At 68.7% G+C, this 13,489-nt stretch carries 7 protein-coding genes and 1 pseudogene; all 8 read left to right on the forward strand.

Features of this window, described 5'->3' with window-relative positions; all coding sequences use genetic code 11:
- Positions 1–37: 37 nt before the first annotated feature.
- The 8 genes and pseudogenes from ACWC21_RS16120 (at position 38) to kdpB (ending at position 13,489) form a co-directional block, all read left to right on the forward strand.
- Positions 38–2,020 (forward strand): alpha-L-fucosidase, encoded by a 1,983-nt coding sequence (locus ACWC21_RS16120; RefSeq protein WP_450882155.1) that lies wholly within the window; start codon positions 38–40, stop codon positions 2,018–2,020.
- A 77-nt stretch (positions 2,021–2,097) separates the two neighbouring features.
- Positions 2,098–3,426, forward strand: a complete 1,329-nt coding sequence (locus ACWC21_RS16125; RefSeq protein WP_450882377.1) for a ricin-type beta-trefoil lectin domain protein — start codon at positions 2,098–2,100, stop codon at positions 3,424–3,426.
- A gap of 90 nt (positions 3,427–3,516) precedes the next feature.
- Positions 3,517–7,161: a glycoside hydrolase family 3 C-terminal domain-containing protein gene (locus ACWC21_RS16130; RefSeq protein ID WP_450882157.1), complete on the forward strand. Its 3,645-nt coding sequence runs from the start codon at positions 3,517–3,519 to the stop codon at positions 7,159–7,161.
- A gap of 67 nt (positions 7,162–7,228) precedes the next feature.
- Entirely contained in the window at positions 7,229–8,578 is a 1,350-nt protein-coding gene (locus ACWC21_RS16135) for an extracellular catalytic domain type 1 short-chain-length polyhydroxyalkanoate depolymerase (protein ID WP_450882159.1), read from the forward strand.
- A gap of 276 nt (positions 8,579–8,854) precedes the next feature.
- A pseudogene (locus ACWC21_RS16140) lies at positions 8,855–9,241 on the forward strand (SDR family NAD(P)-dependent oxidoreductase); the annotation flags it as partial.
- A gap of 314 nt (positions 9,242–9,555) precedes the next feature.
- Positions 9,556–9,645 (forward strand): K(+)-transporting ATPase subunit F, encoded by a 90-nt coding sequence (kdpF, locus tag ACWC21_RS16145; protein WP_016434100.1) that lies wholly within the window; start codon positions 9,556–9,558, stop codon positions 9,643–9,645.
- A gap of 32 nt (positions 9,646–9,677) precedes the next feature.
- A complete protein-coding gene (gene kdpA, locus ACWC21_RS16150; protein WP_450882379.1) occupies positions 9,678–11,357 on the forward strand; it encodes a potassium-transporting ATPase subunit KdpA in 1,680 nt (559 codons plus the stop codon).
- Positions 11,354–13,489 (forward strand): potassium-transporting ATPase subunit KdpB, encoded by a 2,136-nt coding sequence (kdpB, locus tag ACWC21_RS16155; RefSeq protein ID WP_450882161.1) that lies wholly within the window; start codon positions 11,354–11,356, stop codon positions 13,487–13,489. The genes kdpA and kdpB overlap by 4 nt, the downstream gene beginning before the upstream one ends.

Here is a 13,489-nt window from a genome sequence, read left to right on the forward strand (position 1 = left end):
CTCCCGCATCACCCCGTCAATCCCCAGAGAGGCCCCCATGTCTTCCTCCTCCCTGCCGGTCAGCCGGCGCCGGCTGCTGGCGGCGGCCGGCGCGGCCACGGCCTACGGCCTGCTGCGGTTCGCCCCGGAGGCCGCCGCGACCGACGGCCCCGGAAGCTACACCGCGAGCTGGTCGTCCGTGGACCAGCACCCCCCGGCCCCGGCCTGGTTCCAGGACGCCAAGTTCGGCATCTACTACCACTGGGGCGTCTTCAGCGTTCCCGCGTTCGGCAACGAGTGGTACCCGCGCAACATGTACATCGGCGGCTCGGCCGAGAACCGGCACCACATCGCCACCTACGGCGACCCCTCCTCATGGCCGTACAACAACTTCATCGACGGCGCCCGCGACAAGGCCGGCAACTACGTGCAGTTCGCCCCCAAACTCGCCTCCCAGGGCGGCAACTTCGACCCGGACGCCTGGGCGCGGCTGTTCAAGTCCGCGGGGGCGCGGTTCGCCGGCCCGGTCGCCGAGCACCACGACGGCTTCTCCATGTGGAACAGCCGCGCCAACCCGTGGAACTCGGTCCAGCGCGGTCCCAGACTCGACCTGGTGGGACTGCACGCGCAGGCCATCCGCGGGCAGGGGCTGAAGTTCATGGCCTCCCTGCACCACGCCTACCACTTCAACGGCTACTACGACCACGTGCCGAACCAGTCGGACCCGACGCTGCGCATCCTCTACGGGCAGCAGGGGACGGCGGCGGAGAACAAGCTCTGGTACGACAAGCTGATCGAGATCATCGACGGTTACCAGCCCGACCTGGTCTGGCAGGACTTCGACCTGGGCCTGGTGCAGGAGTCCTACCGGCTGCAGTTCCTCGCGCACTACTACAACCAGGCGGTCGCGTGGAACAAGGACGTGGTCGCGACCTACAAGGACGGCCTGGACAACAAGGGCGAGGTGTACGACTTCGAGCGCGGCGGCCCGGCAGGACTGCTCACCCCCTACTGGCTGACCGACGACAGCATCTCTTCCTCCAGCTGGTGCTACACGGTGGGCATCGGCTACTACTCCACGCAGGCACTGCTCCACTCGCTGATCGACCGGGTCAGCAAGGGCGGCAGCATGCTGCTGAACATCGCTCCGATGGCCGACGGAACCATCCCCTCCGGGCAGCAGTCCATCCTGCTCGGAATGGGTGACTGGCTCGGCCGCTTCGGAGAGGCGATCTACGGCACCCGGTCCTGGATCAGCTACGGCGAGGGCCCCACCAAGATGGGCGGCGGTTCGTTCAGCGGACCGGTGGCCGGCAAACCGCAGGACGTCAGGTTCACCCGCAGCCAGGACAACAAGGTCCTCTACGCCACCGCGCTGGGCTGGCAGGGCGGCACCATGACCATCACGACGCTGAACTCGAACCAGTTCAACCTCAGCAGCCTGACCGGCGCGCAGCTGCTGAACAACACCGCCGGCAGCTACACCGATCTGCCCGCGCCGACCCAGGACGCCTCCGGTCTGCACCTCACCATGCCTTCGTCCAACGCGCCGTTCAACGCCCTGGCGTACACGGTCAAGCTCACCTTCTCCGGCCAGATCCCCCCACTGGGCGCGACCGGCGGCTCCACCACCTGGGTCAAGATCGCCAATGTGACCAGCGGACTCGTGCTGGACAGCGGGGGCAACGTCGCCTCCGGCTCCAACCTCAAGCAGTGGAACTACGACGGCAGCACCAACCTGCAGTGGCAGTTGATCGACCTCGGCAACGGCTACTACCGCATCATGAACCGCACCAACGGAATGGCCGCCGACAGCTGGGGCAACTCCGCCAACGGTGCTCCCGCCCGCCAGGAGGCGTGGAACGGCGGCAACAACCAGCAGTGGTCCCTCAACAACCTCGGTGGCAACCGCTACCAGATCGTCAACCGGGGCACCGGCACCGCCCTCGACGGCAGCGGCAGCACGACGTCCGGCTCGACGGCGGTGCTGTGGACGCCGAACTCCAGCACCAACAACGAATGGACCATCACCGGCGTGTGAACCGCCCCGGCGACACAAGCTCCCCGCACGTCCCCCCACCACGGAAGAAGGAGTGCATGAAACCCAAACCACTCTTGATGTCGATCGCGGCCGCGTTACTTCTCGTCCTGTCGGCCGCGGGCACCTCGTTCAGCAGCAGTGCGAGCGCGCCCACGTCGGCGAAGACCACCGGTGCCGTCCGGGCGACCGCCGGCTGCGGCAAGGCACCGGCGCTGACGAGCGGCAACCACACGATCCAGAGCGGCGGCCAGACCCGCAGTTACATACTGCGGGTCCCGGCCGGCTACGACAGCAACCACCCCTACCGGCTGGTCTTCGGTTTCCACTGGCGGGGCGGCACGGCCAATGACGTCGACTCGGGCGGTACGGACGGGTACAACTGGTCCTACTACGGTCTGCGGCGCCTGGCGGACGCGAACAACAGCACGATCTTCGTCGCGCCCCAGGGCAACGGCAACGGCTGGGCGAACCCCGGCGGCCAGGACGTGGCCTTCGTCGACGCCATGGTCAGCCAGATCGAAGCAGGTCTGTGCGTCGACACCACCCAGTTGTTCTCCGCGGGCTTCAGCTACGGCGCCGCGATGTCGTACGCCCTGGCCTGCTCCCGGGCGACGGTCTTCCGCGCGGTCGCGGTCTACTCCGGTGCGAACCTCAGCGGGTGCAACGGCGGCAACCAGCCCATCGCCTACATGGGGCTGCACGGCCTCAGGGACAACGTGCTTCCCATCCAGTCGGGACGGGACCTGCGCGACACCTTCGTCCGGACGAACGGCTGCACCCCGCAGAACCCGCCCGAGCCGGCCTACGGAAGCCTGACGCACATCATCACCACCTACTCCGGATGCAAGTCCGGCTACCCCGTCGTCTGGGCTGCGTTCGACGGAGCGGGCCACGACCCCGGACCCATCGACGGTTCCACCGGTGACGGCTGGCGCACCTGGACGTCGGCGGCGGTGTGGCAGTTCTTCACCCAGTTCGGCTCGGGCACGAACCCGCCCCCGCCTCCGCCCCCGCCCTCCGGCAACCAGGAGATCGTGGGCCAGCAGTCGGGGCGCTGCCTCGACATCAACAACTCCACGACCGCCAACGGCACCCAGGCACAACTGTGGGACTGCAACGGCGGAGCCAACCAGCGGTGGACCTACTCCACCGGCAAGCAACTGATGGTCTACGGCAACAAGTGCCTGGGCGTCGGCCAGTCCGCGGGCAGCGGCACCCCGGCGGCCATCTGGGACTGCAACGGGCAGCCGGACCAGCAGTGGAACGTCAATCCCGACGGCACCATCACAGCGGTGCAGTCGGGGCTCTGCCTGGACGCCAACGGCCAGGGGACCGCGAACGGGACGAAGGTCCAGCTGTGGAGCTGCACGGGCGGTGCGAACCAGCACTGGAGCCTGCAGAACTGACACACCGGGGCCAGGCCCGCACGGCACCGTGCCGGCCTGGCCCCGCACACGAACCGGACGGCCGACCAACGTTGCGCTAGGAGGCGCCCGATGCCCAGAACCAACACACCGTCCCTGCGCGCGGCTGTGGCCGCCGCGTGCTGCCTGGGCATGCTCGGCGCGGCCGCCGGCACGGCCCATGCCGGCCCGCGGTCCGCGATCCGGGCATCCCCGCCCATCTACCTCGACACCTCGTACTCCTTCCCGGAACGGGCCGCGGACCTGGTCTCCCGGATGTCGCTGGACGAGAAGATCCAGCAGTTGCACACCAACAGCGCGCCGGCCGTGCCCCGGCTGGGCGTGCAGCAGTACACGTACTGGAGCGAGGGGCAGCACGGCATCAACACCCTGTTCGCCAACACCAACCCGGGCTCCGTGACCGGCGGCGTGCACGCCACCAGCTTCCCCACCAACTTCGCCGCGTCCATGTCCTGGGACAAGGACCTGATGTACAAGGAGACGACGGCGATCTCGGACGAGGCCCGTGGCCTGCTGGACAAGTCCCTGTGGGGAACCGGGCAGAACAACCTCGGGCCCTCCAAGGACGACTACGGGATGCTCACCTACTGGGCGCCGACGGTCAATCTCGACCGCGACCCTCGGTGGGGCCGCACCGACGAGGCGTTCGGTGAGGACCCGTACTTCACCGGGCAGATGGCGGGCGCTTTCGTGAACGGCTACCAGGGCCAGAATCCCGACGGCAGCCCGCAGAGCAAGTACCTGAAGGTCGCCTCGACCGCGAAGCACTACGCGCTCAACAACGTCGAGCAGGACCGCACCGGCATCAGTTCGGACGTCTCGGACGACGACCTGTACGACTACTACACCGCGCAGTTCAAGAGCCTGATCGAGAAGTCGCGTGTCGCCGGCCTGATGACCTCGTACAACGCGATCAACGGCACACCGTCGGCGGCCAACACGTACACCACCAACCAGATCGCGCAGCGCACGTACGGCTTCGGCGGGTACATCACCTCCGACTGCGGCGCGGTCGGCACCACGTACCAGTCCTTCCCCACCGGTCACGACTGGGCGCCGCCCGGCTGGACCACCGACCACAAGGGTGCCAACTCGACCTGGACCAGCACCGCCACGGGCCGGAAGGTGTCTGGGGCGGCCGGCGGCCAGGCCTACGCGCTGCGCGCGGGCACCAACGTCAACTGCACGGGTGCGGAGGCCACCTCGGCCAACCTCGAGCAGGCGATCAAGGCCGGTGTCCTCAGCGAAGGCGTCATCGACAACGCGCTGGTGCACCTGTTCACCGTCCGGATGCGGACCGGTGAGTTCGACCCGGTGAACCAGCAGCCGTACACGAAGATCACCAAGGACGTCGTCGAGTCCCCGGCCCACCAGGAACTGGCCCGGACCGTCGCCGACAACGCGCTCGTCCTGCTGCAGAACAACAAGGTCGCGGGTACCGGCAGGCCGCTGTTGCCCGCCGACCCGGCCAAGCTGAACAAGGTCGTCATCGTCGGCGACCAGGCCGGGAAGGTCACACTCGGTGGCTACTCGGGCGATCCCACCAAGAAGGTGGACGCAGTCCAGGGCATCACCGCCCAGGTCAAGGCGGCCAACCCCGACGCGCAGGTCGTCCACGACGCGGCCGGCACCTCCAGCACCGCGACCGGCGCGGCGACGCTGAGCGACCGGACCCAGGCCGACATCAAGAGCGCCGACCTGGTGGTCGTCGCGATCGGCACCGACGACGCCACGGCGGGCGAGGGCAAGGACCGCGCCGGGCTGGCCCTGCCCGGCAACTACGGCAGCCTCATCGACCAGGTCACCGCCCTGGGCAACCCCAGGACGGTGCTGGACATCCAGTCCGACGGGCCGGTCGCCATCGAGCCCTACCGCGCCAAGGTGGCCTCGATCGTCTTCGCCGGCTACAACGGCGAGAGCCAGGGCGACGCCCTCGCCGACGTCCTGTTCGGCAGGCAGAACCCGGGCGGGCACCTGAACTTCACCTGGTACAAGGACGACTCCCAGCTGCCCGCCATCTCCGATTACGACCTCGCACCCAGCGGGACCGGCGGTCTGGGCCGCACCTACCAGTACTTCACGGGCAAGCCGACCTACCCCTTCGGCTACGGCCTGAGCTACACCACCTTCGCCTACTCCCACATCCATGCCGACCGCTCCTCGGTGAACGCCGACGGGACGGTGAACGTCCGCTTCGACGTCACCAACACCGGCACCGTGGCCGGAACCACCGTCGCCCAGCTGTATGCGGCCACCGACTTCACGGTCAAGGACCGCGAACTGCCGAAGAAGCGGCTCGTCGGTTTCCGGAGGACCCGGGTCCTCCAGCCCGGCGCCACCCAGCACATCACCCTGCGCGTCCGGGTCCCGGACCTGGCCTTCCACGACGGCCGGAAGGCCAGGCAGGTCGTCCACGACGGCACGTACCGGTTCGAGGCCGGACCGGACTCCGCCACCACCGCCGGATCAGCCAGGGTCACCGTGCACGGCAGCCTCACCCCGCACGTGAAGTACGTGACCGTACAGCCTGAGGCCGTGGTCTACGACGCGGGCCACACCCTCGACCTCACCGCCCGCAACCGGTGGATCAAGGACGACACCGACCCCACGGCCCAGCCCGGCCGCAACCTGAACGTCACCGCCGACCACATCGTGGAGGCGGTCAACGACGACGGCTCCTTCCTGGACCTGTCGAGGACCAAGGTCCGCTACGCCAGCAGCGACCCCTCCGTCGCCACCGTCAGCAGCAAGGGGCTGGTCACCGCGGTGGGCAACGGCGTGGCCACCATCAGCGCGACCGTGCACGGCGTCACCGGTTCCGCCGTGATCCGCGTCCACCACACCCTGGCCCTCTCCGCCGACCCGATCGTCAAGCCCGGTTCCCCCGTCACGGCGACCACCACCTACACCAACACCGGCCGGACCGCCATGCCGAACGCCTCGGTCACTCTCGACGTGCCCGACGGCTGGAGGGCCGCCCCGACCTCACCGGCCACCTTCCACAGCATCCCGGCCGGCGCCTCGGTCAAGACCACCTGGACGGTCACGCCCCCGGCCGGCGTCAAGCCCGGCACCTTCGCCCTGGCCGCCTCGGCCGGCTACCGGGGCGCCCGGGCCAGCGACGACGCGGCCTGCCAACTGCTCGTCCCCTACTCGTCCATCAGCGACATCACCAAGAACATCGGCATCAGCGATGACGCCACTCCCGCCGCCGGCAATCTGGACGGCGGCCGTCAGAGCCTGTCCCAGCAAGCCCTCGCCGCCAAGGGGATAACCTCCGGCGGCACCGTCACCCACGACGGACTGACTTTCACCTGGCCCACCACCGGCACCGGCAAGCCCGACAACATCGTGGCCGGGGGCCAGACCGTCCCGTTCACCGGAAGCGGCACCAAGCTCGGCTTCCTCGGCACCGCCGACTACGGCGACGCGTCCGGCACCGGCCTGATCACCTACACCGACGGCACCAGCCAGAGCTACACCCTGTCCTTCTCCGACTGGTGGAGCAACAGCGCCGCCGGCGGCAGCGACATCCTCGCCACCACCGACTACTTCAACAGCGGCAGCGGCAAGGTCCAGCAGAAGGTCAGCGTGTACGGCGCCACCGTGCCGCTCCAGGCAGGCAAGACCGTGGCCTACCTGACCCTGCCGAACGTCGGCTCCGACGCGGCGCAAGGCCAAGTGGCCATGCACATCTTCGCCACAGCCATCGGCTGACCACCACACCAGGGGCCGGGCGAGCCGCTGCCCGGCCCCTGCCGATCACCGGAAACGAGGTTTACTCGTGAGACGCGCTCTGCACGCGGTCCTGGCGATGGTGTTACTGCCACTGGCCGCAGCCTTCACCCTCCTGGTGCCCCAACCCGCGGCCGCGGCGAGCCTGACCCACGTCACGGGCTTCGGGAACAACCCCACCAACCTCAACATGTACCTCTACGTGCCCGACCACCTGGCGGCCAGGCCGGCACTGCTGGTTCTGGTCCACTACTGCGGGGGCTCGGCCGGGGGAATCTTCGGCGGCAACGGACACGACTACGTCACCGCCGCCGACCGGTACGGCTACATCATCGTCCTGCCCGAGGCCACCCGCGACGGGCACTGTTTCGACGTCTCGTCACCGGCGGCGCTCAAGCGGGACGGCGGCAGCGACTCCACCGGCATCATGTCGATGGTGGGTTACACCCGGCAGCACTACAACGTCGATCCGGCCCGCATCGTCGTCAGCGGCTTCTCGTCGGGAGCCATGATGACGAACGTGCTGGCCGCCGAGTACCCCGATGTCTTCAGCGCCGCCTCCGCGTTCTCCGGGGTGCCGGCGGGCTGCTTCGCCACCACCGACGGTTCCCAGTGGAACGGCCAGTGCTCCGGCGGCAACGTCATCAAATCGGCCCAGCAGTGGGGCGACCTGGCCCGTTCCATGGATCCGGGCTACACCGGAGGCTACCCGCGCATGCAGCTGTGGCACGGCACCACCGACACGACCCTCGCCTACCCCAACTTCGGCGAGGAGATCAAGCAGTGGACCAACCTGCACGGCATGGGGCAGACACCCACCGCCACCGACCGGCCGCAGTCGTCCTGGACCCGCACCCGCTACGGCGGCACCGGCGCGCAGTCCCCCGTCGAAGGGATCAGCATCGCGGGCACGGGCCACACCCTGCCGCAGCCGGGCATGCTCGCCTACGCCATCACCTTCCTCGGTCTCGACGGCGGCGGCGCCGGCACCCCGCCGCCCAGCACCTCCGGTGAACTGCACGCGGTGGGTGCGGGCAAGTGCCTGGACGTGCCGAACGGGTCGACGACGGGGGGTACCCAGGCGCAGATCTCGGACTGCCGGGGCGGGGCCGGCCAGATCTGGACCCGCACCGGTTCCGGGCAGCTGACGGTGACCCTGTCGGGGACCACCCTGTGCCTGGACGCCTACAACAAGCAGACCACCGCCGGAACCAAGGTGGTGACCTGGCCGTGCAACGGCGGGGCGAACCAGCAGTGGAACACCAACGCCGACGGAAGCGTCACCGGCTCGCAGTCCGGCCTGTGCCTGGACGTCACCGGCGCCTCCACCGCCAACGGCGCCCCGGTCCAACTGTGGACCTGCAACGGCGGCAGCAACCAGAAGTGGAACCTCGGCTGACTCCACCACCGCCGGCGAGCCCCGGGCGCGGGTGACCGCACTGTCGCCACTCCTCGCTATCCGCTAACAGAATAATCAGATCGATAAATAGGCCGGATGATCGCGAGGAGTGGCCCCTCACCATGGAGGGCATCGGCGCCGTCTCCAACACCGTGGCGGCAGGCCCTGGTCCGGTGCCGGTCCCGGTCGTCCGGCGCCGGTACCGGTCGTCCGGCGCCGCCGCCGTGAGCGGCCGTGAGCGACCTTTGAGCCAAGCGACTCCTCGGCAAGGTCGTGGTCTCCTACACCGCCGCCAAGTGGGCGCTGCGCGGCCTGTCGAAGACCGCCGCCATGGAGCTGGGACCGCGCGGCATCCGCGTGAACACCGTCCACCCTGGCTTCGTGGAGACCGAGACGACCGCCTCCGCCGCGCCCGCGTTCCGCGAGGCGAACCTCCGGGGGACACCCCTCGGCCGCACCGGAACGGTCGACGACGTCACCCCGCTCGTCACCTTCCTCCTCTCCGGCGACGCATCCTTCATCACGGGCGCGGAGACCCCCGTCGACGGCGGCCTGACCGCACACGGCGGCGCCAAACCGATCTCGGACGCCTTGCTCGTTCCGCCGACCGATGGCCGGGTCACCCCGGGTGGCGGTTGCGTGGATGAGAACAAAGAGCCGTAGCGCCGGCGAGCACACACTCGTCCGTCCGGGAGCCCGCTGGTGTCACTGCCGCCTACGCCCGCGAAACGGATGCCTCGGAGCCTGGCACGCGGGTCTGAGGGCCGGGTCGTAAGAGTCCCGTCAAAGCCGTGACGGTACCCGTAAGAGAGCCGTCAACGGGTGGTCGGACCCGGCCGGAAAGGCGGTTCCCTCTAACCGTCCGCCTTTCATCGAACCTCACGCCAGGAGCTCGCGATGGCCGATCTGGCCTTCGTCGTCACCGTGCTCGCGTCCTTCGCGCTGGTGGCCCTCGTCGCCAAGGGGGTGACGAAGCTGTGACCGCCGAGAACATCGTCGGCCTGGTCGTGGCCGTCGCCCTGCTGGGCTATCTCGTCCTCGCCCTGATCTTCCCGGAGAGGTTCTGACTGTGACATCAGCAGTCACCGCTGCGGGGGACATGGGTCCCGTTCTCGCGGGAGTGCTCCAGCTGGTCGCCCTCATCGGCGCGCTGGCGCTCGCGTACATCCCCCTCGGCACCTACATGGCCAGGGTCTACTCCTCCGACAAGCACTGGCGCGTCGAGAAGTGGATCTACAGGGGCATCGGTGCCGACCCGGACACGGAGATGCGCTGGCCCGCGTACCTGCGCGGTGTCCTCGCCTTCTCCGCGGTCGGCGTCCTCTTCCTCTACCTGCTCCAGCGGCTCCAGGGCGTTCTGCCCGGCTCGCTGGACTTCTCCTCGGTCAACCCGGCGCAGTCGTTCAACACGGCCGTCTCCTTCGTGACCAACACCAACTGGCAGTCGTACGCCGGCGAGCAGACCATGGGGCACGTCGTGCAGACCGCCGGTCTGGCCGTGCAGAACTTCGTCTCCGCGGCCGTCGGCATCGCCGTCGCCGTGGCGCTGGTCCGCGGGTTCGCCCGCTCCCGCACGGGTGAGCTGGGCAACTTCTGGGCCGACCTGGTGCGCGGTACGGTCCGGATCCTGGTGCCGGGCGCCGCGATCGCCGCGATCGTGCTGGTGGCGTGCGGTGCGATCCAGAACTTCTCCGGCATCCACGAGGTCGGCCAGTTCCTCAACGGCCGCGGCATGACCGGCTCGCAGCAGTGGAACGGTGGAGCGGTGGCCTCGCAGGAGGCCATCAAGGAGTTCGGCACCAACGGCGGCGGTTACTTCAACGCCAACTCGGCGCACCCCTTCGAGAACCCCACGCCCTTCACCAACCTCTTCGAGATCTTCCTGCTGCTCGTCATCCCGTTCTCCCTGACCCGCACCTTCGGCGTCATGGTGGGCAGCGTGAAGCAGGGATACGCGATCCTCGCCACGATGTTCACGATCTGGCTCGGCTTCGTCGCGCTGATGATGTGGACCGAGTTCGCCCACCACGGCCCGGCGCTGCAGCTGGCCGGCGGGGCGTACGAGGGCAAGGAGGTCCGCTTCGGCGTCGGCTCCTCGTCCATCTTCGCGGTGTCCACGACCCTGACGTCCACCGGTGCCGTGGACTCCTTCCACTCCTCCTTCACCGGCCTCGGCGGCGGGATCACCCTGCTCGGCATGATGCTGGGCGAGATTGCGCCCGGCGGTACCGGTTCCGGCCTCTACGGCATCCTGATCATGGCAGTGATCGCCGTGTTCATCGCCGGTCTGATGGTCGGCCGTACACCCGAGTACCTCGGGAAGAAGATCGGCTCCCGGGAGATCAAGCTGGCCGCCTGCTACATCCTGATCACCCCGGCGCTCGCGCTCGTCTTCACCGCGGTCTCCATGGCCCTGCCGACGCCGCCGCACTCGATGCTCAACTCCGGGGCGCACGGCTTCTCCGAGGTGCTGTACGCCTTCACCTCGGCGTCCAACAACAACGGCTCGGCCTTCGCCGGCCTGAACGCGAACACCGACTGGTACAACACGATGACCGCTCTGGCGATGCTGTTCGGCCGCTTCCTGCCGATGGTGTTCGTGCTGGCGCTGGCCGGCTCCCTCGCCGAGCAGCAGCCGATCCCGGTGACCGTCGGCACGTTGCGCACGGAGAAGCCGCTGTTCACCGGTCTGCTGGTGGGAGCGATCCTGATCATCACCGGTCTGACCTACTTCCCGGCGCTGGCGCTGGGTCCGCTCGCCGAGGGGCTGGCGTCATGACCACCCGTACAGAGAAGTCAGAGGACTCGATGTCCACAGCCACCCCGACCCGGGCGCCGCACAGCGACGTACCCACCGGGCACAAGCCCGCTGAAGGGCGTGTCGGCGCGGGCCTGTTCGACCCCAAGCAGCTGTTGAAGTCGCTGCCGGACGCCTGCCGCAAGCTCGACCCGCGGGTGATGGTCAAGTCCCCCGTGATGTTCGTGGTGTGGATCGGGTCCGTCCTGACCACCGTCTTCTCCTTCAAGGACCCGGGCGACTGGTTCGGCTGGGCGATCAGCGTCTGGCTGTGGCTGACCGTGATCTTCGCCAACCTGGCGGAGGCCGTCGCCGAGGGCCGCGGCAAGGCGCAGGCGGACACCCTGCGCAAGGCCAAGACCGACACCGTGGCGCGCAGGCTGCTCACGGACGGCACGTCCGAGGAACAGGCGCCCGGCACCGAGCTGAAGATCGGCGATCTGGTCGTCTGCGAGGCCGGCGACATCATCCCCGGTGACGGCGACGTCATCGAGGGTGTCGCCTCCGTCGACGAGTCGGCGATCACCGGCGAGTCGGCCCCGGTCATCCGCGAGTCCGGAGGTGACCGCAGCGCCGTCACCGGCGGGACGAAGGTGCTGTCCGACCGCATCGTCATCAGGATCACGACGAAGCCGGGTGAGACGTTCATCGACCGGATGATCAACCTGGTCGAGGGCGCGGCCCGGCAGAAGACGCCCAACGAGATCGCGCTGAACATCCTGCTGGCGTCGCTGACGATCGTCTTCCTGCTGGCGTGCGCCACGCTGCCGCCGTTCGCGGACTACGCGGGCACGCACCTGACGATGGTCGTGCTGGTGGCCCTGCTGGTGTGCCTCATCCCGACGACGATCGGCGCCCTGCTGTCCGCGATCGGCATCGCGGGCATGGACCGGCTCGTCCAGCGCAACGTCCTCGCCATGTCGGGCCGTGCGGTCGAGGCCGCCGGTGACGTGTCGACGCTGCTGCTGGACAAGACCGGCACCATCACCCTGGGCAACCGCCAGGCGTCCGAGTTCGTGCCGGTCCAGGGCACCACCGAGGCCGAAGTGGCCGACGCGGCACAGCTGTCGTCGCTTGCCGACGAGACGCCGGAGGGCCGTTCCATCGTCGTACTGGCGAAGGAGCGGTACGGGCTGCGGGAACGGCACCAGGGCGAGCTGGCGCAGGCCGAGTGGATCGCCTTCACCGCCCAGACCCGTATGTCGGGCGTGGACGTCGACGGACGCAGGATCCGCAAGGGCGCGACCGGTTCGGTCATCGCCTGGGTCCAGGAGGAGGGGGGCACCGTCGCGGAGGACGCGCGCACCCTCTCCAACGCCGTCTCGCAGGCGGGCGGCACTCCGCTGCTGGTCGCCGCCAAGGACGACCGGGGCACCCGCGTGCTGGGTGTCATCCACCTCAAGGACGTCGTCAAGGACGGCATGCGCGAGCGGTTCGAGGAACTGCGCCGCATGGGCATCAAGACCGTCATGATCACCGGCGACAACCCGCTGACGGCCAAGGCGATCGCCGAGGAGGCGGGTGTCGACGACTTCCTCGCGGAGGCCACGCCCGAGGACAAGATGGCGCTCATCAAGCGGGAGCAGGCGGGCGGCAAGCTGGTCGCGATGACCGGTGACGGCACGAACGACGCGCCCGCGCTGGCCCAGGCGGACGTCGGCGTGGCCATGAACACCGGTACGTCGGCCGCCAAGGAGGCCGGCAACATGGTCGACCTCGACTCCAACCCGACCAAGCTGATCGAGATCGTCGAGATCGGCAAGCAACTCCTCATCACACGCGGAGCGTTGACGACGTTCTCCATCGCCAACGACGTGGCGAAGTACTTCGCGATCATCCCGGCGCTGTTCGCGGCCGTCTACCCGGGCCTGGACAAGCTCAACATCATGGGCCTGTCCTCGCCCGACTCCGCGATCCTGTCCGCCGTCGTCTTCAACGCACTGATCATCATCGCGCTGGTACCGCTGTCCCTGAAGGGCGTGCGGTACAGGCCGGTGAGCGCGGACAAGATGCTGCGGCGCAATCTCACGATCTACGGCATCGGCGGGCTGGTCGCCCCGTTCATCGGCATCAAGATCATCGACATGCTCATCTCCCTCATCCCCGGGCTGTGA

This window comes from Streptomyces sp. NPDC001348, from assembly GCF_053597535.1.

Bases quoted from the DNA above. Each gene is read 5' to 3' on its own strand.
- ACWC21_RS16125 (WP_450882377.1), top strand. From the start codon at position 2,098: ATGTCGATCGCGGCCGCGTTACTTCTCGTCCTGTCGGCCGCGGGCACC.
- kdpA (WP_450882379.1), top strand. From the start codon at position 9,678: ATGGGTCCCGTTCTCGCGGGAGTGCTCCAGCTGGTCGCCCTCATCGGC.
- ACWC21_RS16120 (WP_450882155.1), top strand. From the start codon at position 38: ATGTCTTCCTCCTCCCTGCCGGTCAGCCGGCGCCGGCTGCTGGCGGCG.
- kdpB (WP_450882161.1), top strand. From the start codon at position 11,354: ATGACCACCCGTACAGAGAAGTCAGAGGACTCGATGTCCACAGCCACC.
- ACWC21_RS16130 (WP_450882157.1), top strand. From the start codon at position 3,517: ATGCCCAGAACCAACACACCGTCCCTGCGCGCGGCTGTGGCCGCCGCG.